Annotated in this window: 30 protein-coding genes; all 30 read left to right on the plus strand. The window is 34.0% G+C overall.

What is annotated here, in order from left to right; genetic code table 11:
* Positions 1–14 precede the first annotated feature (14 nt).
* On the plus strand, positions 15–1,406 hold the full coding sequence (gene hslU, locus MHI02_RS09925) for an HslU--HslV peptidase ATPase subunit (RefSeq protein WP_047186041.1): 1,392 nt from the start codon (positions 15–17) through the stop codon (positions 1,404–1,406).
* A 29-nt stretch (positions 1,407–1,435) separates the two neighbouring features.
* Positions 1,436–2,215: a GTP-sensing pleiotropic transcriptional regulator CodY gene (codY, locus tag MHI02_RS09930; protein ID WP_047186042.1), complete on the plus strand. Its 780-nt coding sequence runs from the start codon at positions 1,436–1,438 to the stop codon at positions 2,213–2,215.
* 861 nt (positions 2,216–3,076) lie between these two features.
* Positions 3,077–3,472 (plus strand): flagellar basal body rod protein FlgB, encoded by a 396-nt coding sequence (gene flgB / locus MHI02_RS09935; RefSeq protein ID WP_341165866.1) that lies wholly within the window; start codon positions 3,077–3,079, stop codon positions 3,470–3,472.
* Positions 3,473–3,474: 2 nt separating this feature from the next.
* Entirely contained in the window at positions 3,475–3,927 is a 453-nt protein-coding gene (gene flgC, locus MHI02_RS09940; RefSeq protein WP_341165867.1) for a flagellar basal body rod protein FlgC, read from the plus strand.
* 19 nt (positions 3,928–3,946) lie between these two features.
* Positions 3,947–4,246, plus strand: a complete 300-nt coding sequence (gene fliE / locus MHI02_RS09945; RefSeq protein ID WP_047186045.1) for a flagellar hook-basal body complex protein FliE — start codon at positions 3,947–3,949, stop codon at positions 4,244–4,246.
* Positions 4,247–4,451: 205 nt separating this feature from the next.
* The gene (gene fliF, locus MHI02_RS09950) at positions 4,452–6,050 is read left to right on the plus strand and encodes a flagellar basal-body MS-ring/collar protein FliF (RefSeq protein WP_047186046.1); all 1,599 of its coding nucleotides are present in this window, start codon (positions 4,452–4,454) and stop codon (positions 6,048–6,050) included.
* 10 nt (positions 6,051–6,060) lie between these two features.
* Positions 6,061–7,077, plus strand: coding sequence for a flagellar motor switch protein FliG (gene fliG / locus MHI02_RS09955; RefSeq protein ID WP_047186047.1), 1,017 nt, complete (start codon positions 6,061–6,063; stop codon positions 7,075–7,077).
* A complete protein-coding gene (fliH, locus tag MHI02_RS09960) occupies positions 7,070–7,840 on the plus strand; it encodes a flagellar assembly protein FliH (RefSeq protein ID WP_341165868.1) in 771 nt (256 codons plus the stop codon). Before fliG ends, fliH begins: the two co-directional genes overlap by 8 nt.
* Positions 7,833–9,143, plus strand: a complete 1,311-nt coding sequence (fliI, locus tag MHI02_RS09965) for a flagellar protein export ATPase FliI (protein WP_047186049.1) — start codon at positions 7,833–7,835, stop codon at positions 9,141–9,143. The genes fliH and fliI overlap by 8 nt, the downstream gene beginning before the upstream one ends.
* A gap of 4 nt (positions 9,144–9,147) precedes the next feature.
* Complete coding sequence (gene fliJ / locus MHI02_RS09970) at positions 9,148–9,594, plus strand: flagellar export protein FliJ (protein ID WP_047186050.1); 447 nt, start codon at positions 9,148–9,150, stop codon at positions 9,592–9,594.
* Between the two features lie 4 nt (positions 9,595–9,598).
* On the plus strand, positions 9,599–10,198 hold the full coding sequence (locus tag MHI02_RS09975; protein WP_047186051.1) for a MotE family protein: 600 nt from the start codon (positions 9,599–9,601) through the stop codon (positions 10,196–10,198).
* Positions 10,199–10,227: 29 nt separating this feature from the next.
* Positions 10,228–11,634: a flagellar hook-length control protein FliK gene (locus MHI02_RS09980; RefSeq protein ID WP_047186052.1), complete on the plus strand. Its 1,407-nt coding sequence runs from the start codon at positions 10,228–10,230 to the stop codon at positions 11,632–11,634.
* 12 nt (positions 11,635–11,646) lie between these two features.
* Complete coding sequence (gene flgD, locus MHI02_RS09985; RefSeq protein WP_216883622.1) at positions 11,647–12,078, plus strand: flagellar hook assembly protein FlgD; 432 nt, start codon at positions 11,647–11,649, stop codon at positions 12,076–12,078.
* Between the two features lie 40 nt (positions 12,079–12,118).
* The gene (locus tag MHI02_RS09990; protein ID WP_047186132.1) at positions 12,119–12,493 is read left to right on the plus strand and encodes a TIGR02530 family flagellar biosynthesis protein; all 375 of its coding nucleotides are present in this window, start codon (positions 12,119–12,121) and stop codon (positions 12,491–12,493) included.
* Between the two features lie 72 nt (positions 12,494–12,565).
* Entirely contained in the window at positions 12,566–13,357 is a 792-nt protein-coding gene (gene flgG, locus MHI02_RS09995; RefSeq protein ID WP_047186054.1) for a flagellar basal body rod protein FlgG, read from the plus strand.
* Between the two features lie 28 nt (positions 13,358–13,385).
* Positions 13,386–13,622, plus strand: a complete 237-nt coding sequence (locus MHI02_RS10000) for a flagellar FlbD family protein (protein ID WP_370447399.1) — start codon at positions 13,386–13,388, stop codon at positions 13,620–13,622.
* Entirely contained in the window at positions 13,615–14,034 is a 420-nt protein-coding gene (fliL, locus tag MHI02_RS10005) for a flagellar basal body-associated protein FliL (RefSeq protein ID WP_047186055.1), read from the plus strand. The genes MHI02_RS10000 and fliL overlap by 8 nt, the downstream gene beginning before the upstream one ends.
* 25 nt (positions 14,035–14,059) lie before the next feature.
* Positions 14,060–15,043: a flagellar motor switch protein FliM gene (gene fliM, locus MHI02_RS10010; RefSeq protein WP_047186056.1), complete on the plus strand. Its 984-nt coding sequence runs from the start codon at positions 14,060–14,062 to the stop codon at positions 15,041–15,043.
* Between the two features lie 20 nt (positions 15,044–15,063).
* On the plus strand, positions 15,064–16,218 hold the full coding sequence (gene fliY / locus MHI02_RS10015) for a flagellar motor switch phosphatase FliY (RefSeq protein WP_047186134.1): 1,155 nt from the start codon (positions 15,064–15,066) through the stop codon (positions 16,216–16,218).
* A 179-nt stretch (positions 16,219–16,397) separates the two neighbouring features.
* Complete coding sequence (locus tag MHI02_RS10020) at positions 16,398–16,760, plus strand: response regulator (protein ID WP_047186057.1); 363 nt, start codon at positions 16,398–16,400, stop codon at positions 16,758–16,760.
* Between the two features lie 15 nt (positions 16,761–16,775).
* A complete protein-coding gene (locus MHI02_RS10025) occupies positions 16,776–17,408 on the plus strand; it encodes a flagellar biosynthetic protein FliO (RefSeq protein ID WP_047186058.1) in 633 nt (210 codons plus the stop codon).
* On the plus strand, positions 17,401–18,066 hold the full coding sequence (gene fliP, locus MHI02_RS10030) for a flagellar type III secretion system pore protein FliP (protein WP_047186059.1): 666 nt from the start codon (positions 17,401–17,403) through the stop codon (positions 18,064–18,066). Before MHI02_RS10025 ends, fliP begins: the two co-directional genes overlap by 8 nt.
* 31 nt (positions 18,067–18,097) lie before the next feature.
* Positions 18,098–18,367 (plus strand): flagellar biosynthesis protein FliQ, encoded by a 270-nt coding sequence (gene fliQ / locus MHI02_RS10035; RefSeq protein WP_341165869.1) that lies wholly within the window; start codon positions 18,098–18,100, stop codon positions 18,365–18,367.
* A 3-nt stretch (positions 18,368–18,370) separates the two neighbouring features.
* A complete protein-coding gene (fliR, locus tag MHI02_RS10040) occupies positions 18,371–19,147 on the plus strand; it encodes a flagellar biosynthetic protein FliR (protein WP_216883619.1) in 777 nt (258 codons plus the stop codon).
* A 7-nt stretch (positions 19,148–19,154) separates the two neighbouring features.
* Entirely contained in the window at positions 19,155–20,228 is a 1,074-nt protein-coding gene (flhB, locus tag MHI02_RS10045) for a flagellar biosynthesis protein FlhB (protein ID WP_370447400.1), read from the plus strand.
* 17 nt (positions 20,229–20,245) lie between these two features.
* Complete coding sequence (flhA, locus tag MHI02_RS10050; RefSeq protein ID WP_047186063.1) at positions 20,246–22,282, plus strand: flagellar biosynthesis protein FlhA; 2,037 nt, start codon at positions 20,246–20,248, stop codon at positions 22,280–22,282.
* Entirely contained in the window at positions 22,279–23,406 is a 1,128-nt protein-coding gene (flhF, locus tag MHI02_RS10055) for a flagellar biosynthesis protein FlhF (protein WP_047186064.1), read from the plus strand. Before flhA ends, flhF begins: the two co-directional genes overlap by 4 nt.
* Positions 23,396–24,256 carry a MinD/ParA family protein gene (locus tag MHI02_RS10060; protein ID WP_341165870.1) on the plus strand — a complete coding sequence of 287 codons (861 nt, stop codon included), beginning with the start codon at positions 23,396–23,398 and terminating at the stop codon, positions 24,254–24,256. The genes flhF and MHI02_RS10060 overlap by 11 nt, the downstream gene beginning before the upstream one ends.
* Positions 24,257–24,261: 5 nt before the next feature.
* The gene (locus MHI02_RS10065) at positions 24,262–25,323 is read left to right on the plus strand and encodes a protein-glutamate methylesterase/protein-glutamine glutaminase (protein ID WP_341165871.1); all 1,062 of its coding nucleotides are present in this window, start codon (positions 24,262–24,264) and stop codon (positions 25,321–25,323) included.
* An 89-nt stretch (positions 25,324–25,412) separates the two neighbouring features.
* Complete coding sequence (locus tag MHI02_RS10070) at positions 25,413–25,847, plus strand: chemotaxis protein CheW (RefSeq protein ID WP_047186135.1); 435 nt, start codon at positions 25,413–25,415, stop codon at positions 25,845–25,847.

A 25,847-nucleotide genomic window follows, 5' to 3' on the forward strand; every position in this document is an offset into this window, starting at 1 on the left:
GGGCCATCTAAAGTATGAGTATCCGTTATACTCCTAGAGAAATAGTGGACCAATTAGATAAGTATATTGTAGGACAAAAAAATGCTAAGAAATCTGTAGCAGTCGCCTTAAGGAATCGTTTTAGACGAATGCAATTAGAAGATTCGATAAAAGATGAGATTGTGCCAAAAAATATTTTGATGATGGGTCCTACCGGGGTTGGTAAAACAGAAATTGCAAGAAGACTTGCTAAACTTGTCGGTGCACCTTTTGTTAAAGTAGAAGCGACTAAATTCACAGAGGTTGGGTATGTTGGAAGAGATGTTGAATCTATGATTCGGGATTTAGTTGAAATGTCTATTAGAATGGTAAAAGAAGAAAAAATGAATGAAGTTAAAGATCAAGCCGAAAGAGAGGCTAATCGCAAACTTGTTAAATTACTTTTACCACAAGCTAAAAAACAAAATACAATAAAAAATCCTCTTGAAATGTTTTTTTCAACACAATCATCGGAAGAAGAAAGTGATAATAGCGAGAAAGATGAAGAGTTTAATCATAAAAGAACACAAATAGAACAGAAACTAGCGCTCGGTGAATTAGAGGATCATATAGTAACGGTGGAAATCGATGAAATGCCGCCTTCCATGTTTGATATGCTTCAAGGTTCGGGGATGGAGCATATGGGAATGAACATGCAAGATATGTTTGGGCAATTTATGCCTACCAAGAAAAAGAAACGAAAACTCCCTGTGTCTGAAGCAAGAAAAGTATTAACGAATCAAGAAGCACAAAAATTGGTTGATATGGAAGAAGCGGCACAAGAGGCAATTGAACTAGCAGAGCAGTCTGGAATTGTTTTTATCGATGAAATTGATAAAGTTGTTGGTAAGGACAATAGTTCAGCAAATGTTTCAAGAGAAGGGGTTCAACGCGATATTCTACCAATTGTCGAAGGGTCTACTGTGATCACAAAACATGGCGCGGTAAAGACTGATCATATTCTTTTTATAGCTGCAGGTGCTTTTCATATGGCAAAGCCATCCGATTTAATACCAGAGTTACAAGGAAGATTTCCGATAAGAGTAGAATTAGAGAAATTGTCTGTTGAAGATTTTAGACGTATCCTTACCGAGCCATCCAATGCATTAATCAAGCAATATCAATCTTTATTGAAAACGGAAGGTATAAATGTAATATTTACTGACGATGCTATTATTAGACTGGCAGAAATTGCATTTCAAGTAAACCAAGAAACCGATAATATTGGAGCAAGAAGACTTCATACAATCTTGGAAAAATTACTAGAAGATTTATCTTTTGAAGCACCAGATATAACGATGGAAGAAATTAAGATTACACCTAGTTATGTTGATGAAAAACTTAAAACAATAGCTGAAAATAGAGATCTTAGTCAATTTATATTATAGTTTAAAGAATGAAATGGAGGATTTACAACATGAAACTATTAGATCGAGCAAGAAAAATCAATGCAATGTTACAAAAAGCAACTGGAAAATCTGTTAATTTTAATGACATGTCCGCATCTTTAAGAGATGTAATTGGTGGGAATGTTTATATCTTAAGTAGACGTGGGAAATTACTTGGATATGCAGTAAACCAAGAAATGGCTAATGACCGAATGAAAAATATGCTAGAAGAAAGAAGATTTCCTGAAGAATACACTCAAGGACTTTTCAGTATTCATGAAACAACAGCAAACTTAGATGTGAATAGTCAACTTTCTGTATTCCCTGAAGAAAATAAGGAATTATTTAAAGATGCATTGACAACAATTGTTCCTATTATTGGTGGTGGAGATCGTTTAGGCACATTAATTCTAGGTAGAGTAAATGAGAGCTTTAATGATGATGATTTATTGCTAGCTGAATACGGAGCAACAGTTGTTGGTATGGAAATTCTTCATGAAAAGACTGAAGAAATTGAAATGGAAGCAAGGAGTAAAGCTGTTGTACAAATGGCTATTAGCTCATTATCCTATAGTGAGTTAGAAGCAATTGATCATATCTTTGAAGAATTAAATGGTATGGAAGGACTTTTAGTTGCAAGTAAAATTGCTGACAGAGTAGGTATTACTAGATCTGTAATAGTTAACGCACTAAGAAAATTAGAAAGTGCTGGTGTCATTGAGTCACGTTCATTAGGAATGAAAGGTACTTATATTAAAGTATTAAATGATAAATTCTTAGTTGAGCTCGATAAATTACGTTCAAGATAAAAGCTAGGTTTCCAACCTGGCTTTTTTTCGTCAGGAAATTAGAAAATTTGTATGGCTATGGATAACTTAGATACAGAAATAGCCACGTCCGGCTCCAGCGCCCAGCGACTAGCGAGACTTCCTTCACCTCATGACACGATAAAGAAGACTTGCCGATGGATGAAACCAGAGGCTTAGTCGCACTTATACCCTTGTGGTGAAAGTCAACATCGACTCAAAGTATTAAAGGAAGGCCGACTAAGTGCGGCCTTTGCGGCCAACGTCGGCATACCCCTATGAAGGGGCATGTTTCCTTTATCTCCTACGGCTCAGTCCAGTCCGTACGTCGCTAAACGGGCGCTTGCGCCTTTGTTTTTGAAATTTTCCAATACCCTTCTGTTTATAATCTCCAAGGAATTTAAAATGATACCCCAATTTTAAACCTCTGTGTTGTTATTGTTATTATTATTCACATAAAAGTCACATTTCTGTTCATGCAAATTTCGACATTTTATGTATCGTTTTTTAATTAAATAAGTTAAAATGATATAGGTAATAAGTATTAGTGAAAAATTATTACTTTACATCAGGTGTTTTAAAAGTTTATCACATCTAAACGGGCTGTAAGACCCACCTCAAGCTTCCGGCGAAACAAATAAGGTAGGTGAGGGATGAAGGAAAGCCCCTACCGATGGAAGTCCGTTATCTATTTTGTGATTAAACTCCCAACTAATGGTAATTAATACAAATAAATTTTTTCACTTTGGAGCAAAAAATGTCGAAATGTAGTGACTTTGACCTCTGAATAAATTAAAATGTTCTAGTGTAATCATTTAGTAACATATTTGTAAAATATATTTATAAGTAATAGGGGGGATACCGGTGGATTTATTTGGAAGTACTATTCGTACGTTAGAAAATTCACTTGATTATGCATCAACCAAAAATCGAGTCATTTCTAATAATATTGCAAATGTCGATACGCCTAACTATAAAGCAAAAGATGTAGTTTTTAAAAATATATTAGACGATGCCGTTCAATCAAATTTAGAAGCTAAAAAGACAAATGATAAACACCTTTCGTTTCATTCGGAAAGTAATTCTACATATCGTGTCATAACAAAAAATAACACTATTTATAATCACAATGGTAATAATGTGGATATAGATAAACAGATGAGTGACTTAGCCAAAAATCAGATCTATTATAATAGTTTAGTTGACCGTATGAATGGCAAGTTTAATAGTATTAGAACCGTAGTAAGAGGTGGAAATTAATTATGTCGATTTTTGATGCTTTGAATACGAGTGCAAGTGCATTAACGGCACAAAGATTACGGATGGATGTTGTTTCATCTAATATCGCTAATGCGCAAACAACTCGTGCAAAAATAAATGAAAATGGGGAATATGACCCTTATAGAAGGAAAATGGTCGTACTTGAATCAGATAAGAAAAGTTTTCAACAATACCTTGAGAAAGCATCAAGAAATAACAATTCTTCCTTAGGTGTAAAAGTTTCCAAAATAGTTGAAGATGAAAAACCGTTTAAATTAGAGTTTAATCCAAATCATCCTGATGCGGACGAAAATGGTTATGTACGGTTGCCAAATGTTGATCCACTTCAAGAAATGGTCGATTTAATGAGTGCAACAAGATCTTATGAAGCAAATATAACAGCCGTTAATTCTAGTAAAAGCATGTTAATGAAAGCTTTAGAAATCGGAAAATAAGAAATAAGGAGATTATGGTATGAATCCGGGAATTGATTCAATTGGTATGAATGTAAATTCAATACCAACAAAAAAAGTAGGTTCATCTGTAGAATCAAAACAAAACTTTGCAAATGTATTAAAAGGTGCAGTCGATAGTTTGAACAAAATTCAAATTGAATCAGACAAGAAAACGGAAGCTCTCGCAAGTGGAAATATCGATGACCTACATGATGTGATGATCACAGCACAAAAGGCGAGTATCACTTTAGAAACTACAGTGCAAATTCAAAAAAAAGTGATAGATGCTTATAACGAGATTATGAGAATGCAAGTCTAATTTATTTCTAGAGGATGTTCAAAAAGTCCGGTGAGAATAACATGCCACTATGTAGGGGCAGCGTTGCAACAAATTTTTACGGTGAGACGAGTAGTCGGAGTCCCAGAGCGTTACGACTTTAGCCGACCTTGGTCCTTTTCATCCTCCTTTTTGAACACGCACTACTAGTTAATTTTTTTTGCGCTTTAGTTAGGGGATATTATGAATGAAAGAGAAGTTATTAAAATGGAAGGATTCAACTGTTTCTTTTTGGACAAACCGTTCTAAAAAACAAAAGATAATCTTTATTAGTTCGATACTATTGCTGATTATTATTATTGTTGGAACGGTGTTGCTAACTTCTAAGACAAAGTACGTAACATTATATAGTGATTTGTCATTACAAGAAGTGGATCAAATTAAAACAGAATTGGATTCAAGAAGTATTCCATATGAATTGTCAAATGGTGGGACCACCATTTCGGTTCCAGAAGAACAAGGTGATTCATTACTAGTTGATTTAGCCGGGCAAGGGATACCTAATAGTGGGAATATAGATTATTCCTTTTTCAGTGAAAAATCTTCTTGGGGTATTACGGATAATGAGTTTGATATTATGAAACTTGATGCAATGCAAACGGAACTTGCTAATTTAATGAAAAGTATTGAAGGAATTAATGACGCTAAGGTTATGATTAATATTCCGAAAGAACCTATTTTTGCAAGTGATACAGTTGGTGAAGCTAGTGCATCTATAGTTTTAAATACAAAACCAGGTTATCAATTTCAAGGAAACCAAATAAATGCACTATATAATCTCGTTTCACAGGCTGTTCCTAATTTACCACAGGAAAACATCGTTATTATGAATCAGTATTTTGAGTATTATGATCAAGAATCACAAAGTCAATATCTAGCACAAGATGCACATACATATCAGCAGAAAGTGAAACATGATGTTGAACGTGATATACAAAAACGTCTACAACAAATGCTCGGTAATATGGTTGGGATGGAAAATGTAATAGTTTCGGTGACCGCCAATATAGATTTTACTCAAGAAAATAGAACTGAGGAATTAGTAGAGCCAGTAAACATTGATGATATGGAAGGCCTTCCTGTTAGTATGGAGACCATTAAAGAATCTTATTCAGGTGATGGTGCACAAGGTGGTGTTGCCGGAACCGGGGATGAAGATGTAACCAATTATCAAGCAAATGAAGAAGATGGAAATGGCGACTACGAGATGGACAAGGAAACAATTAATTATGAGTTTAATCGTATTCGCAAAGAGATTGTAGAAAGTCCATACAAAGTAAGAGATTTAGGTGTTCAAGTTGCGGTAGACAGTGTGAAAAACGTCACAGGTAAGCCTGAATATTTATCCCAACAAGAACAGAATGCTGTTCAGGATGGGATTTCATCCATATTAGATTCCATTGTATCGACATCTATTGATGAAGAATACGGGGAAATTGATCCAGATGAGAAAGTTTCAATAGTATTTCAGGAATTTACCGATGGGTCAACAACTGAAGATGCTGTGAAACCAACCATTCCTATATGGATGTATATCGCTGGAGCTATATTACTGATTATTATTTTAATCCTAGTTTTTATGTTATTTAAAAATAGAAAAACGAAAGATGAATTTGAAGAAGAAGTAGAAGATACAGTTATCTCTCAAAGTATAAATGAAATACCAGATTTGGAACATGAAGTGGAATCAGATTCAGTCGTTAGAAGGAAACAATTAGAAAAAGTTGCAAAAGAAAACCCTGAAGAGTTTGCTAAATTGTTGAGAAGTTGGATCGGTGAAGATTAGGAGGGAGATTATGGTTAGATCAAAAGACGTTGTATTAACAGGAAAACAGAAAGCTGCAATTCTTTTAATCGCACTCGGTCCTGATGTGTCTGCTCAGGTTTATAAATACTTAACAGACGAAGAAATTGAAAGGTTAAGTTTGGAAATTTCTTCTGTAAAAAAAGTAGATCCGAATGTTAAAGAGGACATAATCGAACAATTTCACCAAATAGTTGTTGCTCAGGATTATATTTCGCAAGGTGGGATTGGCTATGCAAAAACTGTACTGGAAAAAGCATTTGGTAAACAGGAAGCTTCAAACATCATTAATAGGCTAACATCATCGTTACAGGTCAGACCTTTTGATTTTGCAAGGAAGGCTGACCCACAACAACTTTTAAACTATATCCAGGGTGAACATCCGCAGACTATAGCATTGGTTCTTTCCTATTTAGATTCGGAACAAGCGGGTCAAATACTATCCGCATTACCGCAGGAAATGCAGGCTGATGTGGCGAAACGAATTGCAACGATGGATTCTACCTCACCTGAGATCATTAACCAAGTTGAACAAGTCCTAGAGAGAAATTTATCCAGTACTATTACAGAAGATTATACACAAACTGGTGGAATTCAAGCTGTTGTAGATGTATTGAATGAAGTAGACAGAAGTACTGAAAAAACAATTCTCGATGCTTTGGAGACACAAGAACCAGAACTTGTTGATGAAATTAAGAAACGGATGTTCATTTTTGAAGACATTGTTATACTTGATAACCGCGCAATCCAACGTGTGATTCGTGAAGTAGATGATGAGGATTTAAGATTGGCATTGAAAGTTTCTAGTGAAGAAGTGAAAAATCTAATCTTTTCTAATATGTCCCAACGTATGGTGGAAACATTTAAAGAGGAAATGGAATACATGGGTCCTGTTCGATTACTTGATGTAGAAGAAGCACAAACTAGAATAGTCTCTACTATTAGAAAACTAGAGGATATTGGCGAAATTGTTATTGCACGTGGTGGAGGAGATGATATCATTGTTTGATTCACAGAAAATGAATCATTCGCCAGCACAAAAACGGGTAATTAAAATCAAATCACATGAATTTTTTAAGACGGAAGAACACGTGAATAGTGGGCTCTCAAAACAAGATGAGCTGGATAACATTCAAAATGAAATTCGTTCAGCCATGGAGCAACTAAATTTGTTAAAGACCCAACAAGCTAAACAAATAGAAACGACAAAAAAGGAAATTGAAACCGAAAAAAACAATTGGCAACAAGAGAAAAATGAGTGGATTGAAAAAGCAAAAGAAGAAGGATATAAGAGCGGCTATTCCGCAGGTGAAGAACAGGCTTTACGAGAATATCGGGATTTAATTGACCAGACAAATTCTGTTATCAAACGTGCAAATGAGGAATATCATGCAATAGTTGCGAAAAGTGACGAATCTATTCTAAATTTAGCTATTTATGTAGCGGAAAAAATATTAAATCAGAAGATAGAAGAAGACTCAAATGCATTTTTTGATATTATCAAAATCGCAATAAAAGAATTGCAGGACCAATCGGATATTTCTATTTATTTGCATCCAAATAAATATTCATTTGTTTTAGATCATAAGCAGGAATTAACTCAGCTTTTAGAAAACAATTTGAAACTATCTATTTATGTTAAAGAGGAATTGGATGTAAATGCATGTATTGTTGAGCATCCCTTTGGTCAAATCGATGCAAGTATTGATACGCAATTAAGTCAAATAAAGCAAATATTACAAGATGTTGTACAGGAGAATGGTCATGAATGAGGCTCAACTTTACTCAGCAATTGATCAGGCCGTTCCATATAAATTTTATGGAAAGGTGTTACGTGTCGTTGGGCTAATGATAGAATCACAGGGACCGCATGCTAATATTGGTGATGTTTGTCATATCCATGTGATGAAGGGGAAAGCTCCTATACTTTCAGAGGTAGTGGGGTTTAATAATGAGAAGATTATTTTAATGCCTTATTCCGAAGTAAATGAAATTGGCCCTGGTTGTTTAGTAGAATCAACTGGAAAGTCATTAACAGTTAAAGCAGGAAGTGATTTAATTGGTTCCGTTGTTGACCCATTAGGATATCCTTTAGATCAAACTCCGCTTCCCAAAGGGTTAACTAGTATATCAACCGATCAGACCCCTCCTAATCCCATGCTTCGCCCTCCTATTTCTGAACCAATACAGGTAGGAGTTAAAGTGATAGATTCTTTACTGACAGTAGGTAAAGGACAAAGAATCGGTATATTTGCAGGAAGTGGAGTTGGGAAAAGTACATTACTAGGTATGATAGCTAGAAATAGTAAGGCAGATATTAATGTCATTGCTCTAATTGGGGAGCGTGGGAGAGAAGTTAGGGAATTTATTGAGAAGGATTTAGGCCCAGAAGGATTAAAACGATCTATTGTTGTAGTAGCCACTTCTGATCAACCTGCGTTAATGAGGATCAAGGGGGCTTATACTGCTACAGCAATTAGTGAATATTTTAGGGATCTTGGTTACCAAGTTAATTTAATGATGGATTCTGTAACACGTGTAGCGATGGCCCAAAGAGAAATTGGGCTTGCAGTCGGTGAACCTCCAACGACGAAAGGATATACACCTTCTGTTTTTTCCATTCTACCAAAACTCTTAGAACGGACTGGGACAAACGCTTCGGGCACGATTACCGCCTTTTATACGGTACTAGTTGATGGAGATGACATGAATGAACCAATCGCTGACACGGTGAGAGGTATTTTAGATGGCCACTTTGTAATGGATAGAAAAATTGCTGAACGTGGTCAATACCCAGCAATAAACGTTTTGAAATCTGTTAGCCGGGTGATGAATCAAGTTACTACGAAAGAACACCAAAGAAATGCAAATCTATTAAGAACTTTCATATCAAGTTATGAAGATAATGTAGAATTAATCAACATTGGTGCATATAAACCGGGCACAAATAAAGATATCGATCGTGCAATATCTTTATATCCAAAAATTCAAGCATTTTTAAAACAAGATGTCGAAGAAGTCATTTCTTTAGAAGAAACCATTCATTCTATGGATAGCTTGTTAAACGGAGGATGAATAAATGGCTAATACAATGGTTCTCACTAAAATTTTACAACTTAGAGAAAATGAAAAGAAAATGGTTCAGAAAGATTATACCCAGTCAACGGAAAAATTTGAATCCGTAGCTATGGATTTATATCGTTTATTGAAGAAAAAAGAGAATGCTGAAAAAATGTATGAAGATTACATAAACGCTAGTGTACCTTTGCACCAGATTAAACAGATTTCCTTTTATATCGATTCTATAAAAGATGACATTCTTGCCTTTCAACAAAAGGTCAATAAAGCAAGAAACGAAATGGAATTAAAACAAGCTGAATTAACAGACGCTCATATTGAAGTGAAAAAGTTTGAAAAGTTAATAGAACGTCGAACAAACGAGGAACGTCATTATCTTAAAAAAGTAGAAAATGCGTTTATGGATGAAATTTCATTAAATCAATTTATGAACAGTAAAAATAGGTGAGTTCATGGCGAAAAAAGAAAAAGATAAAAATAGAAAGATAAATCCATTTCTTTGGTTCTTATTTGCAGTAGTTATACCAGTTGCCGTAGTTATTTCTATAGTACTAGTTATTCTAAATATAGCTGGATTTAATACATTTGACTGGTTAAAAGAAAAAGGCAATAATGTCCCCATTGTTTCTAATATGATAAGTAAAGATGATGAGGAACCACAACAATCCACAGAAATGCATTTACAAAAAGTAATTGAAGAAAAAGATAAAAAAATTGAAGATCTAAATCAAAGTATGGATGATCAGGAAGCACAAATCCAAGAGTTAGAAAGAGAAATTACTCGATTAGAAAAGAATGATTCGGATACTAAAAATATCCAAGAAACAAAGGAATTGGAAGAGGAAGACTCCAATAAAAAAGTAAAAACAGTGGCAAAATCATATGAGAAAATGGCACCGGAAAAAGCGGCTGAAATATTGGAAAACATGAGTGATCGATCTAGTGTTGTATCCATTTTAAATGCAATGTCTAATGATTCTCGTGGCGAGATATTACAAGAGATGGACCCTAAAAAAGCTGCAGAAGTTACCAAGAATTTAATGGAAAATTAATAATTTCCCTATTGAAAGGAGGTGAAGTAATGAATACCGTTGGCACTTCTATTCCTTTGTTGGATAAAGTTATGGAACCGATGAATCAGGGGAAGTTTACCGTTACGGAAAATCCTTCTTTTGAACAAATTCTAAACAATCAAGGTCCCGATATAGGTGATTTGGATAATACAAATGTTAATGGATTAAAGTTAGAACAAGAAGATAACGTGTTAACAGACGAACAATCTTCTTATGAGCGGGATAATCAAGAGGAAGTTTCGCAGGAGAATGAAAAACAACCAGTGAATCAAGAAGAGCTAATGGATTTTTTACAGAACATGAACGAAATAGAAGAACAAAATCAAATCATACATAACCAGCTTGCTATGTTGATAGATCAAATTTTGGAAAAACCTGAAACAGTTGATCATGTATTGATAAGAGATGTACTTCAATTCATTAATAAACTAGAAGAACAAACGCAAGAGACAAATAATGGTTTCCAAAGTGACTATACACATTTAACTACAGATGGTGCCTTTATCATGCAAACTGAAAGTAGCCCACTGATAACCAATGGTATGAATAAAGAAACACTAGTAGAAAACAAAGGTACTTTGAAAGATATTATTTTGGATTTTGATAGTTTAATAAAACAAATTAAAAATCCAGATGATTTACCAAAAATTTCACCTAAAGTGTTAGAACTTTTAAAGGACTATTTGAAACTGGATAAATCAGGCGAAAACTTAAATACTATTCTTCAACAAAGTAACGTCGACAATGAAGAACAAATCATTTGGAAAGATTTAATCGATTCATTTTCTAAAAGGGAATCAATGAAACAGAAGTACAATGATCACTCGGAAGTTACGAGTAAAGATGTAACAAAATGGTTGGTAAAATCGTTTGAGAAACATAATCTGCTAGAGCAGGTTTCAACGAATCAAATTCATACTGGTACCCCCTTATCGAAAATAGAGCAGCATGTGATTCATTTAAACAATAATCAAGATAAAACAACTGTAAATCAACAGTTACTCAAACAATTTGAATCCATTATGAAATCAAGTCGATTTTTAGCTACTCCAAATGGGACGAATCAGCTATCTATTAGATTAAACCCTGAAAACTTAGGGGAACTGAGAGTAAGACTGATGCAAATGAATGGAGAAATGACTGTTAAAATTGTTGTTTCTACTCAAGTTGCTAAGGAAATGCTTGAATCTAATATGAATCAGTTAAGGAATATGTTTCTTCCGCATCAGGTAATGATAGAAAAACAAGAGTTACATACACAAGGAAATATGATGCAAAGGGAATCTAGCTCCAATCATCAATGGGAAGGAAACGGTGAACAACAATCTAATCACTCGAATCAAGAAAGAAACCATACTTCCGAAGACGACAAGGAGTTAACCTTTCAAGACCTTTTAATGAATGTCAAAGTATAGGGGACTTAAATAATGAATAAAATCGACCCATCATTATACCTATCTAACCAAAATACAAGTAGGGAACCAAAACCTACTATAGATAAAGATGGCTTTTTAAAAATACTGATGACACAATTACAAAATCAAGATCCAACAGCTCCAATGAATGAAAATGAAATGGTTCAACAAATGGCTACACTGACTTCATTGGAACAAATGATGAATATGTCTAAATCCATTGAGTTACTTGTTAATAGTCAGGTCGAATCACCGGTTACCCAATATAGTCACTTGATTGGCAAAGATGTAACCTACCTTTCTAGCGGAGAGGATTCTGAAACTTCCCGCGAAGAAACTGGAAAAGTTATTGCAGTGAGCCAACGTGATGGTATTGCAATATTGGAGTTAGATAATAAAGAAAAAGTTGAAGTAACTAAAGTTTCAAAAGTTAGTTTAAATTGATGTAACAGATGATAAACAAGTAATAGGGGAAGTGATAAAACTGGATCATCGAGTTCATCAAGTACCATCACATTATGCCCTACATTTTCCAGTAGGAGAAAAGAAAGTATCAAATAATGCTATTCATTCTTTTAAGGATATTTTAGCGAATGAACAAAAATTAAAAATTAGTAAACATGCCAGTCAACGATTAACGGAGCGAAATATCAATATAGAAGACAAAGAGTGGCAATTGATAGAAACGAAAGTGGCAGAAGCAAGAAAAAAAGGAATAACCGATTCATTGGTGGTAACGAACCAAGCTGCTTTACTAGTTAGTACAAAGAATAATACGGTAGTTACCGCAATGAACAGAGAAGAAGCAAATCATAAAATATTTACTAATATTAATGGAACGATTTTAATAAATGGATAGGCTGGACCCATATGGGGGGCCAATAGCTGTTGAATGACAGATACAGCTAATTTTGAAAGGGGAAAATAAAAAATGTTACGTTCAATGTATGCTGGAATTTCAGGGACGAAAAACTTTCAAACTAAATTAGATGTGATAGGTAACAATATCGCCAATGTAAACACTGTTGGATTTAAAAAAGGAAGAGTGGCGTTTCAAGATATGTTAAGTCAAACAACAAAAGGAGCCGAGGGCCCAACTGGTGCAAAGGGTGGTATTAATGCATCGCAAGTTGGATTAGGTGGGCAACTAGGATCAATTGATAATATCCAAACTCAGGGGTTCCGTCAAATTACGAGCAATCCATTAGACCTTGCCTTGGAAGGGGATGGAATGTTTGTAGTTGAAGGCAATGGTACTACTTACTACACACGTGCAGGAAATTTTTATTTGGATGACGAGGGATTTATTGTTGATGCGAATGGAAATTATTTACAAAGTGTGGACGGGAATAATATTCAAATACCAAATGATGCACAAAGCTTTAGTATTCAAAAAAATGGGGTAGTTAATTTTATCAATGCACAAGGTGGAACAGAGACTGCTGACACGATAGGAATTGCGAATTTTTCCAATCCGGCAGGGTTAGAAAAAGCTGGGAGCAATCTTTATCTAAATACACCAAATGCTGGGTTTAATGGTATAGCGACACCTGAAACAGAAGGAACCGCATCTATCATAAGTGGTTCATTAGAAATGTCCAACGTTGATCTCGCTGAAGAATTTACAGAAATGATTACGGCTCAACGTGCTTTCCAAGCAAATACTAGAATTATTACAACATCAGATGAAATTTTACAAGAACTTGTTAACTTAAAACGATAATAAGGAGGTAGGTAGAGACTATTAAACTATGTCTCTACCACCGTATATGATTGAATTAATACGTTTAAATGGGGATTCATTTAATCTGAATGCCATGCTAATTGAACAAGTAGAATCGTTACCTGACAGTACGACCATTACACTAATTAATGGTAAAAAATTAGTTGTAAAAAATAATAAAACCGATATTGTCCAAAAGGTAACTTCTTTTTACCAGACGATAGGATTTCAATTTCCCGCGAAAACAGGTGATAGAAATGAGTAAATTAGTGAAAACGATGCTAACATCTTTAGCTATATTATTGATAGTTGTGATTGCAGGTTTTGTTGTCGTAATAAATGTAACAGATGCTAATGATCAATCTGAAGAGTTGGGTATCGATAAAATGGTTGAATATTCCTATCAAACACCTGAGATTACAACAGATTTATCAGATGGTAGTTTTGTAAGAGTGCAATTTCAAATCGTAACAAACAATAAAGACGCCAAAGAAGAAATAGAAAAACGCGACTTTCAATTAAAAAATATATTAATCAAGGAGCTCGCAACAAAAACAGAGAAAGACTTTAAATCTAATTTGACAGATATAGAATTACAACTAAAAACTAAATTAAATGAAGTAATGACTGAAGGAGAAGTTATTGACGTATACACAATAAACAAGATCTTGCAATAACTCCACTTTGGAGGTGAGTGTCATTATGGAAGAAATTCTATCGCAAAATGAAATTGATGCACTACTTTCAGCCATAACATCAGGTGAAATGGATGCAGAACAATTAAAAAAAGAAGAGAAGGAAAAGAAAGTAAGGGCCTATGATTTTAAAAGGGCATTACGCTTTTCAAAAGATCAAATCCGAAGTATTTCACGAATCCATGAAAATTACGCTAGATTACTGACCACTTTTTTCACAACTCAGTTGAGAACGTATGTAAATATCTCTGTTACATCCGTTGATCAGGTACCATATGAGGAATTTGTTAGGTCGATACCAAGATTGACAGTTTTGAATATTTACAGTGTAGCACCACTTGATGGTAAATTAATTGTTGAAATAAATCCTAACATAGCATATGCGTTAATCGAACGAATTTTAGGTGGAAAAGGAACGGCTTCGAATAAAAATAGTAGTTTTACTGAAATAGAAAAACTACTACTTACCCAATTATTTGAAAAAGGGGTATACTGTCTTGCTGAAGCTTGGAATTCCATTGCAGAAATCGATCCAGTACTGGAAGATTTTGAAGAGAACCCCCAGTTTATTCAAATGGTTGCACCAAATGAAACGGTGGTGGTTGTTTCCTTAACAACTACTGTTGGGGAATCAAGTGGTGTTATTAATATTTGTATTCCTCATGTTATTTTAGAACCAATCATTCCGAAATTATCGGAACATTATTGGATGCAATCTCATCAAAATACGAGAGACGATGAGGCGTACCATTTATTGTCAAAACAAGTACAGGAAGCGGAGGTATTAATTACTTCCATTTTAGGAAATGCAAATATTACAATTGATGAGTTTTTAAAATTAAAGAAGGGAGATGTCATAGCGTTGAATACAGCTATTGATGATCCTTTAACTTTAATTATAAATAACCAACCTAAATATTATGTTCAACCTGGAAAACATAAGAACAAAATGTCTGTGCAAATATTAGATGAAATGATAAGGGGTGAATAAGGGTGCCCAATGATGATGGAATGTTAACACAAGAGGAAATTGACGCGCTTTTAAACATTGGTTCACAAGATGAAGCACAAGATTCTCTTGAAAATAAAACAGAAGAAAAACTATCAAATATTGAGATTGACACGTTAGGAGAAATAGGAAATATTTCATTTGGAAGTTCTGCTACTACTTTATCTACACTCCTAAATCAGAAAGTAGAAATTACTGTACCTGAGGTTTCCATTATAAATAAAACGGATTTAGCCAATTCTATAACGTTTGAACCTGTTAGTGTTCAGGTGAACTATATAGAAGGATTAACAGGAAAAAATGTATTCATTATTAAAGCACTTGATGCAGCTATTATTGCTGATGTAATGCTAGGTGGGGATGGTTTAAATCCAGAAACTGAATTGAATGAAATCCATTTAAGTGCGGTACAAGAAGCGATGAATCAAATGATGGGTACTGCAGCTACTAGTATGTCGACCATATTTAATACGAAGGTAGACATATCACCACCGTCTGTAATAGATGATACAGTGGATCAGAAAGATATTTTTCAAGAAGAATCCTATGTGAAGATTTCATTTACATTAAAGATTGGGGATTTAATTGATTCTAATATGATGCAGTTAATGCCTATTAGTTTTGCAAAACAAACCGTATCGCAGCTATTAAATGATTCTAATGAAGCTGAACCGGAAAGTGCTGACTTACCTGTACTTGAAAATAATGAATTAGATCATAATGAATTAGTTCATAAGGAACAACCCAATCAGAATCATTATTCAGAACCAGCTTCGAATCAATCGGTACAACAACATAATCCGCAATTTATAGGAAATAGTATGGTACCTGAACAATCTCAAGTTCAAGGAGCTTCTTTTTCAGAACTTGAAAAAGTTGATTTGAATCAAAATGAACATCGAAACTTGGATATGCTTATGGATATTCCGTTAAATGTAACAGTTGAACTGGGAAGAACAAAGCGTGCCATAAGGGATATAATTGAATTTAGTAAAGGATCCATCATTGAACTAGATAAATTGGCTGGAGAACCAGTAGATATACTTGTTAATAATAAGCTAATTGCGACAGGGGAAGTTGTTGTAATAGACGAGAATTTTGGTGTAAGAGTTACAGATATTGTAAGCAAAACGGATCGATTAATGAAATTAAAATAGGAAAAGCGGAAGCGCCCGTTTAGCGACGTACGGGCTGTACTGAGCCGTAGGAGATAAAGGAAACACGACGAACGAAGTGAGTCGATGTTGACTTATCGTACGGAGGTGAAGGAAGTCTCGCTAGTCGCTGGGCGCAGGAGCTAGACATCTTTTAAGATAATAATTAGGAGGAAAAAATAATGAGTAAAAAAGTACTGATCGTTGACGATGCAGCGTTTATGCGTATGATGATTAAAGATATCTTAACGAAAAATGGTTTTGAAGTAGTGGGAGAAGCTCAAGATGGAGCACAGGCTGTAGAAAAATATAAAGAATTATCTCCAGATCTAGTTACAATGGATATTACAATGCCGGAAATGGACGGTATTACTGCTCTAAAACAAATTAAAGAAGTTAATCCAGAAGCAAAAGTTATTATGTGTTCCGCAATGGGGCAACAGGCAATGGTTATTGATGCAATTCAGGCTGGTGCCAAAGACTTTATTGTAAAACCGTTTCAGGCAGATCGTGTAATGGAAGCAATTCAAAAAGTGATAGGTTAAAAGAGAGTGAGCAAGTTGGGTAAAAATTTCCTATATGGTTTTCTAGTTTGTTTTATATATTTTACTACTGCATCTCCAATGGATGTTATCGCATCTCCTGATAGCGTAATGGACTGTATAGCTGAAGAGAATTGTGATGAAGAGAATAGAAACGTAGAACCTCCAGAAAATGAAAAGATATTTTCGGAGGATTCTAATCAGGGATTAGTTCTGTTTGATTTAATAAAAATGGTTTTTGCATTAATTCTTGTAATAGCCCTTATTTACATTGTGTTAAAGTTTTTAAATCAGCGGAACAAATTAACTCCAAAAGGAAAAATGGTAGAAAACTTAGGTGGTATATCGTTAGGACAGAGTAAATCAATCCAAATTATTCGGGTAGGACCTAAAGTATATGTAATTGGTGTAGGTGACGATATTAACTTGTTAGAAGAAATTACAGATGAAGAAGTAAAACAAGAATTAATAAACAATATGAATGTGACGAACGACACTATGGCTCGTTCGTTGTTACCATCATTCAAATCTAACGGGGCCAATACCAATCATAAAAAAGATTTTAAAAGATTATTTTCAAATGAACTTGAAAAATTGAAACAAAATCGAAATGACTTGATTCATAATCAAAAGGAAGATAAACATGAGTAATTTTATAGATATGTTTTCAAGTTCTGACCCGACGAATGTCGCTACATCTGTAAAGCTAATTTTATTATTAACTGTTTTGTCCCTAGCACCGGCAATATTAATATTAATGACTAGTTTTACTAGAATCATTATTGTTTTGTCCTTTGTCCGAACATCACTTGCGACCCAACAAATGCCACCAAATCAAGTATTAATTGGGATTGCATTATTTTTAACTTTTTTTATTATGGCACCGACTTTTCATGTAGTTTATGAAGATGCTTTAGAACCTTTATTTGATGAGGAAATAACATTAGATGAAGCTTACACGAAAGCTAGTATCCCATTAAAGGAATTTATGGCAAAACAGACAAGGCAGAAAGATTTAGCATTATTTTTAAATTATACAAATGCAGAAAGACCTGAAAGTATAAAGGAGATTCCTCTTACGACTTTAGTACCGGCGTTTGCCATCAGTGAGTTAAAAACAGCTTTTCAAATGGGCTTTATGATTTTTATTCCATTTCTAATTATTGATATGGCAGTAGCTAGTATTTTAATGTCGATGGGAATGATGATGCTACCACCAGTAATGATTTCCTTACCGTTTAAAATCTTATTATTTGTACTTGTAGATGGATGGTATTTAATTACGAATTCATTGCTACAAAGTTTTTAAAAGTAATTTACATTGAAAGAGGCACAGAAGAATGAGCAGTGAACATGTAATATCATTGGCGGAAAATGCAATTTATACATTATTACTAATCGCAGGACCGTTATTGATTTTGGCTGTTGCAGTTGGATTAATCATAAGTATTTTTCAAGCAACAACGCAAATTCAAGAACAAACCTTGGCATTCGTTCCAAAAATCATAGCAGTATTAGTAGGGTTAGTTTTTTTGGGACCATGGATGCTTAATTTAATCGTTGATTTTACTGTTAATATTTTTCAAAATTTAAATCAGTTTGCAGGGTAATGTATGTTAGGAGAATCTATAGTTAGTTTCCCAATATTATTGCTTTTATTTGCACGTGTTTTTTCTTTTTTTGTAACGATGCCATTATTTTCTTACCGAACCATACCTTTCCCATTTAAGCTTGGATTTAGTTTCTTTTTAGCGTTAATTATGTCTTATACAGTAGATAGTCCTACTATCATAATGAATCATACGTATGTATTTTTATTAATGAAAGAGGTTATGGTCGGTTTATTAATTGGTCTTATTGCTTTTATTATTATTTCTGCTGTACAGGTTGCTGGGGGATTTATTGATTTTCAAATGGGATTCGCTATTGCCAATGTGATGGATCCACAGACAGGTGCTCAGAGTCCTTTAACCGGGCAATTTTTAAATATTGTATCACTCCTTTTTTTATTATCCGTAAATGGTCATTATCTGATTATTGATGGGATAGTAAATAGTTATGAATTTATCGGTATCGATCAATTTATTCCATTTGCTAATAAATCGATAGCCGATTTTGTAATTGATAGTTTTAATACAATGTTTCTCATTGCCTTCCAAATGGCTATTCCCATCGTTGGTTGTTTATTTTTAGTAGATATAGCATTGGGAATTGTTGCAAGAGCTGTGCCGCAGCTTAATGTATTTGTAGTCGGACTTCCATTAAAAATTCTTGTTAGTTTTATTGCTATTTTTGTGTTTTTAAGCTTATATTACACACTTGCTAAAAAATTATTCGAATTAATGTTCATTACCATGAGGAATCTCATGAAATTATTTGGGGGTGGCTAGTTTGCAAATGAGATTAGACTTACAATTTTTTGCAGGAGAAAAAACAGAAAAAGCCACTCCGAAAAAAAGACAAGATCAAAGAAAAAAAGGTAAAGTTTCTAAAAGTCAGGACGTTAACACAGCCCTACTATTGTTGTTTTGTATAATTGGTTTAATTGTTTTTGGTAATTACATGTTAGGTCAAATGTTGAATTTATACGAGTATACTTTTACAGAATTAATCAATTGGAATATTACAGAAGGAACGACACAACGATTATTTACTGGTGTCGTTCTAGAAGCAGGAAAAATAGTTGCTCCTATAATGGTACTAGGTTTAATAGGTGGATTAGTTGCAAACCTATCACAAGTTGGGTTTTTATTTACAACAGAGCCACTGAAATTTGACCTGAAAAAAATAGACCCTGTTCAAGGGGCAAAACGTATCTTTTCCATTAGAGCACTAGTCGAATTACTAAAATCATTATTGAAAATAACATTCATTGGTTCTATTACTTTTTTTATCATTTGGATTTATAAAGATGATATGCTAATGACCGCATTTTTAAATGCTCATGGTGCATTAACTTTTTTCTCTAAAGTTACGATGACAATGGCGATTGCAGCAATTATTACATTACTGTTTTTGTCCATATTTGACTATGCATACCAAAGATTTGATTACGAAAAAAATATGAGAATGTCAAAACAAGATATTAAGGACGAGTATAAAAATATGGAAGGGGACCCTTTGATTAAATCTAAAAGGAAAGCCATTCAAAGAGAGATGGCGACCCGAAGAATGATGAGTGAAGTACCAAACGCGGATGTAATTATTACGAACCCAACTCATTTTGCAATTGCAATTAAGTATGACGAAAAAATTGCAACAGCACCATATGTTTTAGCAAAAGGAACAGATCAAACGGCATTAAAAATTAAAGAAATCGCGAAGGAAAATAATATACATATGGTTGAAAACAAACCATTAGCACGATCCTTATATAAAGTGATTGATGTTGGGGATGTCATACCCGAAGCGTTCTATCAAGCTATTGCAGAAATATTAGCTTATGTGTATCGAGTAGAAAAAAATGTTTAATTTGAGGAGAGACCATCGTGAAAGTTAGAGATTTATCTGTATTAATAGGTGTAATAGTTATTATTGTTATGTTAGTAGTACCTTTACCTGGTGGTCTATTAAGTGTACTTCTTCTATTAAATATTTCATTATCCCTAATTGTCATATTAGTTGCTATGAATACAAAGTCCACGTTAGAGTTTTCTGTCTTTCCAACATTACTCTTATTATTAACCTTATTTCGTTTAGCTTTGAATGTTTCTACAACTAGATCTATCCTATCTGAAGGTGAAGCAGGAGGAGTTGTCGATACGTTTGGGTCATTCGTTATTGGGGGTAATCCTCTCGTCGGTTTCGTTGTTTTCATTATCTTAGTAATTATTAATTTTTTAGTTATTACAAAAGGATCTGAACGTGTTTCAGAGGTTGCTGCACGTTTTTCTCTTGATGCTATGCCGGGAAAACAAATGAGTATTGATGCAGACTTAAATGCCGGGCTCATTTCGGAAAAAGAAGCAAAAGAGAGACGGGAACAAGTAGAAAAAGAAGCAGACTTCCATGGATCCATGGATGGAGCTAGTAAATTTGTAAAAGGGGACGCAATTGCTGGAATTATTATCGTTATTATAAATATCTTATTCGGTATTATTATTGGAATCGTTCAAATGGGTATGCCATTCGACGAAGCGATCAATACATTTACGCGTCTTACTGTTGGGGATGGATTAGTTAGTCAAATACCTGCATTATTAATATCTACCGCAACAGGAATTATAGTGACCCGTTCTGGAGGGAAAGATAATTTAGGTTCAGAGGTAACAACTCAGTTATTTCAATATCCGAAATTATTATACATAGCAGCTGGAGCTATCTTTTTATTAGGTTTGACTCCAATTAACTTTTTTCTGACAACAATCATTGCAATTTTGTTAGCTGGTAGTGGATATGTTTTAGAAAATCAAACAAAGGAAATGGAAATTCCAGATGTAGAAGAAGATGTTCAAGTAGAAAGTAACGAGATGAAAACCCCAGAGAATGTAATGAATCTGTTAAGTATGGATCAAATTGAATTTGAATTTGGTTATGCCCTCATTCCTTTAGCTGATGCAAATCAAGGTGGAGATTTACTTGATCGAATTGTCATGATTCGTAAACAACTTGCTTTGGAGTTAGGAATTGTTATCCCGGTTGTTCGGATACGTGACAATATTCAATTAGCACCGAATGAATATCGATTGAAAATTAAGGGGAATGAAGTGGCAACTGGCGAAGTATTATTGGATCATTACTTGGCAATGGCACCCGGAATTGATGAGGAAGATGGCCTGGAAGGAATTGATACAAAAGAGCCTGCATTTGGTCTTCCAGCAAAATGGATTAGTGAAGAGTTAAAAGATGAGGCTGAATTATCGGGTTATACAGTCGTAGATCCTCCTTCCGTTGTGTCCACACATATTACAGAAGTAATCAAACAACATGCTCATATATTGCTTGGAAGACAAGAAACAAAACAATTAATCGATCATTTGAAAGAAAGTTATCCAATATTGGTGGAGGAAGTTACACCAGACCCACTATCAGTAGGGGAAGTGCAAAAGGTTCTTGCTAAATTATTAAGGGAAAATATTTCGATACGGAATTTACCTATTATATTTGAAACACTGGCAGATTTCTCTAAAATGACGAATGATACGGAATTATTAGGAGAATATGTCAGACAATCTCTTTCCGTTCAAATTACAAAACAATATACAAAAGAAGATATGTCGTTAAATGTTGTTACTGTATCTGGAAAAGTAGAAAAAACAATTGCCGAGCATATCAAACAAACAGAGCATGGAAATTATTTATCGTTAGATCCTGAAACACAACAGAATATTATTTCTTCCATTCATGAACAAGTGGAGAAATTATTACTTCAGGAAGAAACAGCTATTGTCCTTTGCTCACCAGCCATACGTATGTATCTTAAACAATTATTAGATCGATATCTACCTCATGTCGTAATATTATCTTATAACGAATTAGAACCGAATGTTCAAGTTCAAAGTGTTGGAGTGGTGAATGTCGCATGAAAATAAGAAAATATATCGCGCCAAATATAGCAGAAGCAATGAAACAAATACGAAAAGAATTAGGTACAGATGCTGTTATTTTAAATTCTAGGGAAGTACTTCAGGGTGGATTTTTAGGCTTCTTTAAAAAAAAGAAGATAGAAGTCATTGTAGGACTAGATCCTAATCCAATAACGAATCAGCCGAATCAAGTAAAGATAGAAATGCCTTCAACGACACAACAAGAATCTGCTAATAACAGGAAGAATTCTTCGGGTCAGGATGTTTTACATGAAATCCAACAGGTAAGGAAGTTTGTTGAATTACAATCTAGAAATCAAAACGCCGACAGCTATCCAATCGAATATGAACTACTTTACCAACATTTACTTAATCAAGAGGTCAAGGCCCAATTTGCAAAAAATATAATCAATACCATGTTAGATCAACATCAAGATAAAAACTTAACAAATAACCAAATCTTAGAAGAGTTTAAAAGAATCATAACGAAGTCACTTCAAAAGTATTCATTTAATGGGATAACTACAGGTAAAAAAATAATTCAATTTATTGGCCCAACCGGTGTAGGTAAGACTACAACCTTAGCTAAGATTGCCTCCAACCTCGTTTTAAAGGAAAAGAAAAAGGTTGCATTCATTACGATGGATACGTATCGGATTGCGGCAGTAGAACAATTAAAAACATATGCACAAATTCTTCATGTTCCTTTAGAGGTAGCTTATACAGCGGAAGATTATAAACATGCAATTAATAAGTTTGATTCTTATGATACGATTCTAGTCGATACAGCTGGTAGAAATTTCAGAGAAGAAAAATATGTGAAGGATTTATTAAATAATCTAGATGCCAATATAGAAATGGATACTTTTTTAGTCTTGTCGTTAACGGCTAAACCAAAGGATATATTAGAAATATATGATCAATTTCAACATATACCAATGAAAGAAGTCATTTTCACAAAATTAGACGAGACAAGGCAATTTGGAAGTCTTTTGAATATTTGTATGGAAAAAGAAGTTGGGATTGCATACATGACGAATGGTCAGGATGTTCCAAATGATATTTTAGAAGGAAAACCGCAAAGAATAGCTGAATGGATTGTTGGAGAATACAATGAAGAATGACCAAGCTACTCAACTAAGAAGAAAAATAGAAAAGTTAAATAATCCTAGGCAGGCAAAGACTATTTGTATCATAAGTGGTAAAGGTGGAGTAGGCAAATCTAATTTTGCTGTTAACTTTGCATTGGATTTAATTTATAACGGAAAAAAAGTATTAATATTTGATTTAGATGTAGGCATGGGAAATATTGAAATATTATTGGGAAAATCAGCAAAAAAGAATATCAATGATATGTTTAATGGAAATGACTCCATTCATAGTATTATCGAGGTCTACAAAAATGGTCTAGCATTTATTGCAGGGGGATCTGGATTAAATGAGCTTTTCACATTAAACGATCAAAAGAAACAATTTTTTATTAATCAATATAACGAACTTATTCATAGTTATGATTATATCATTTTTGATATGGGGGCAGGAATACATTCAGATAGTTTGTTTTTTATTTTGGCAGCGGATGAGTGTATTGTTGTTACAACTCCCGAGCCCACCTCTATTACGGATGCTTACAGTATGGTTAAACAAATCATCAATAATCGGGGTAGGATGCCAATAAGAGTTATTATGAATCGATGTCCATCGCAAAAAAATGGAGAACAAATGTTAGAGCAATTTAGGAAAGTAATTCAACAATTTTTGCAAGTAGACATCTCAAAAATGGGGATTCTACCAGAAGATAAAGCTGTGACATTAGCTGTATTCCATCAAGAGCCTTATATTTTTAATGAAAAATTACCAATTACGAAAGCATTAAAGCAAATAACGGCTAATTATTTAAATAACACTTTTACATTAAATTCGATACAACCAAAATTTATACAAAAGTTAAAACAACTACTGATAGAGAGGTAGAATAAATGGAGCAGATTCGAGTCATTGTTATTGATGATTCTGCATTTATGAGAAAAATGATTACAGATATTTTATCAAGTGATGAAAGAATCGATGTTATATCTACTGCAAGGAACGGTACAGATGGGATTAAGAAAATTGAACAATTTTCTCCAGATGTTGTCACAATGGATGTCCAAATGCCAATCATGGATGGAATTCAGACTTTGGAAGTATTAATGGAAAAAAAACCCATACCAGTCATTATGTTAAGTGGGGAGACAGAAGATAATCGATCTCGCGTCTTAGAGGCAATGGCAAAAGGTGCTGTGGATTTCATTACAAAGCCCTCAGGTCCTATTTCTTTAAATATGGACTCTATCAAAAATGAAATAATCTCGAAAGTAGTTGCTGCTGCATCCATCAGAAAAATAGATATTAAGAAAATAGAAATTGAAAAAAAGGTTCCAACTATAGAAAAAAAACCAAATAAGTACTTTGATAAAAAGACCGTTGTTGCTATCGGTTCATCTACCGGGGGTCCAAGGGCATTGGCGCAAGTAATAAGTAATCTACCAGGTAATTATTCTTTTCCTATTTTTATTGTACAGCATATGCCAGCGGGTTTTACTAAGTCGCTTGCTAATAGACTTAATATGAATAACGATATCTATGTCAAAGAAGCAGAAGATGGGGAACAAGTAAGGTCAAAAACAGTATATATTGCACCTGGTAACCAACATATGAGAATCAGAAAAAGAGGAGAAATATTAACTATTCAATTGTCTGAGGATTCTCCAAGAAATGGACATCGCCCATCCGTTGATATTTTATTTGAATCACTTGCTGAAATAGAAGATATCGCTAAAATTGCAGTTATTTTGACTGGGATGGGAAGTGACGGAACGAAAGGAATTCTAAAATTAAAAGAAGTGAACGAAAATACTGTAGTTATTGCAGAATCAGAAGAAACAGCAATTATTTATGGAATGCCAAAAGCGGTTGTCCATTCGAAAAAGGCGAATTTTATTTTACCAATAAATGAAATTGGGAAGAAATTACTAGACTTACAAAATGGAATGGAATAAAGCAGCCTTTAGGAAGTTTGCTAGTTTTATATAAAATTATATATGTATAAAAGGGGAAATTTAGCGTGACTAATTCAAAGGTAAGAAAAATGATTGTATTTCAGTTAAAAGAAGAGGAATATGCGGTTAGTGTTCAAGGGATAGGTTCGATTGAAAGGATGATTCCTATTACTAGAGTTCCACAAACTCCCGAACATGTGAAAGGTGTTATCAATTTACGAGGTGTCGTTACTCCAATTATAGATTTGCGTTTAAGATTTGGTTTTGAAGAGGCAGAAATCACTGATGCGACTCGGATTCTTATAGTTTACATAAACGGAATGGAAGTAGGTCTAATTGTGGATTCTGCAAATGATGTAATAGACATTCCTGAAAATATGATAGAGGTAAATCCAGAGGTTATTGGTTCTATTGATGTGAATTATATTGAAGGAGTAGCAAAAATAGATAATCGTTTATTTATATTATTGGATTTACATAAAGTATTAAGTCTTGAAGCACTAGAAGAAATAGTGGAAGGGTAG

The sequence above is a fragment of the Oceanobacillus sp. FSL K6-0118 genome (genome assembly GCF_038006665.1).
GTDB classification, from domain to species: Bacteria; Bacillota; Bacilli; order Bacillales; family Amphibacillaceae; genus Oceanobacillus; species Oceanobacillus caeni.

Excerpts from the sequence above, each read along its gene's own strand:
- MHI02_RS10065 (WP_341165871.1), top strand. The coding sequence starts at position 24,262 with ATGGAGCAGATTCGAGTCATTGTTATTGATGATTCTGCATTTATGAGA.
- fliQ (WP_341165869.1), top strand. The coding sequence starts at position 18,098 with ATGAGCAGTGAACATGTAATATCATTGGCGGAAAATGCAATTTATACA.
- flgC (WP_341165867.1), top strand. The coding sequence starts at position 3,475 with ATGTCGATTTTTGATGCTTTGAATACGAGTGCAAGTGCATTAACGGCA.
- MHI02_RS10070 (WP_047186135.1), top strand. The coding sequence starts at position 25,413 with ATGATTGTATTTCAGTTAAAAGAAGAGGAATATGCGGTTAGTGTTCAA.
- fliM (WP_047186056.1), top strand. The coding sequence starts at position 14,060 with ATGGAAGAAATTCTATCGCAAAATGAAATTGATGCACTACTTTCAGCC.
- fliP (WP_047186059.1), top strand. The coding sequence starts at position 17,401 with ATGAGTAATTTTATAGATATGTTTTCAAGTTCTGACCCGACGAATGTC.
- fliR (WP_216883619.1), top strand. The coding sequence starts at position 18,371 with ATGTTAGGAGAATCTATAGTTAGTTTCCCAATATTATTGCTTTTATTT.
- fliY (WP_047186134.1), top strand. The coding sequence starts at position 15,064 with ATGTTAACACAAGAGGAAATTGACGCGCTTTTAAACATTGGTTCACAA.
- codY (WP_047186042.1), top strand. The coding sequence starts at position 1,436 with ATGAAACTATTAGATCGAGCAAGAAAAATCAATGCAATGTTACAAAAA.
- fliJ (WP_047186050.1), top strand. The coding sequence starts at position 9,148 with ATGGCTAATACAATGGTTCTCACTAAAATTTTACAACTTAGAGAAAAT.
- fliL (WP_047186055.1), top strand. The coding sequence starts at position 13,615 with ATGAGTAAATTAGTGAAAACGATGCTAACATCTTTAGCTATATTATTG.
- fliI (WP_047186049.1), top strand. The coding sequence starts at position 7,833 with ATGAATGAGGCTCAACTTTACTCAGCAATTGATCAGGCCGTTCCATAT.
- fliE (WP_047186045.1), top strand. The coding sequence starts at position 3,947 with ATGAATCCGGGAATTGATTCAATTGGTATGAATGTAAATTCAATACCA.
- fliF (WP_047186046.1), top strand. The coding sequence starts at position 4,452 with ATGAAAGAGAAGTTATTAAAATGGAAGGATTCAACTGTTTCTTTTTGG.
- hslU (WP_047186041.1), top strand. The coding sequence starts at position 15 with ATGAGTATCCGTTATACTCCTAGAGAAATAGTGGACCAATTAGATAAG.
- flgD (WP_216883622.1), top strand. The coding sequence starts at position 11,647 with ATGAATAAAATCGACCCATCATTATACCTATCTAACCAAAATACAAGT.
- fliG (WP_047186047.1), top strand. The coding sequence starts at position 6,061 with ATGGTTAGATCAAAAGACGTTGTATTAACAGGAAAACAGAAAGCTGCA.
- flhB (WP_370447400.1), top strand. The coding sequence starts at position 19,155 with ATGAGATTAGACTTACAATTTTTTGCAGGAGAAAAAACAGAAAAAGCC.
- flhF (WP_047186064.1), top strand. The coding sequence starts at position 22,279 with ATGAAAATAAGAAAATATATCGCGCCAAATATAGCAGAAGCAATGAAA.
- MHI02_RS09975 (WP_047186051.1), top strand. The coding sequence starts at position 9,599 with ATGGCGAAAAAAGAAAAAGATAAAAATAGAAAGATAAATCCATTTCTT.
- flgG (WP_047186054.1), top strand. The coding sequence starts at position 12,566 with ATGTTACGTTCAATGTATGCTGGAATTTCAGGGACGAAAAACTTTCAA.
- MHI02_RS09980 (WP_047186052.1), top strand. The coding sequence starts at position 10,228 with ATGAATACCGTTGGCACTTCTATTCCTTTGTTGGATAAAGTTATGGAA.
- MHI02_RS10020 (WP_047186057.1), top strand. The coding sequence starts at position 16,398 with ATGAGTAAAAAAGTACTGATCGTTGACGATGCAGCGTTTATGCGTATG.
- MHI02_RS10060 (WP_341165870.1), top strand. The coding sequence starts at position 23,396 with ATGAAGAATGACCAAGCTACTCAACTAAGAAGAAAAATAGAAAAGTTA.
- MHI02_RS10000 (WP_370447399.1), top strand. The coding sequence starts at position 13,386 with ATGTCTCTACCACCGTATATGATTGAATTAATACGTTTAAATGGGGAT.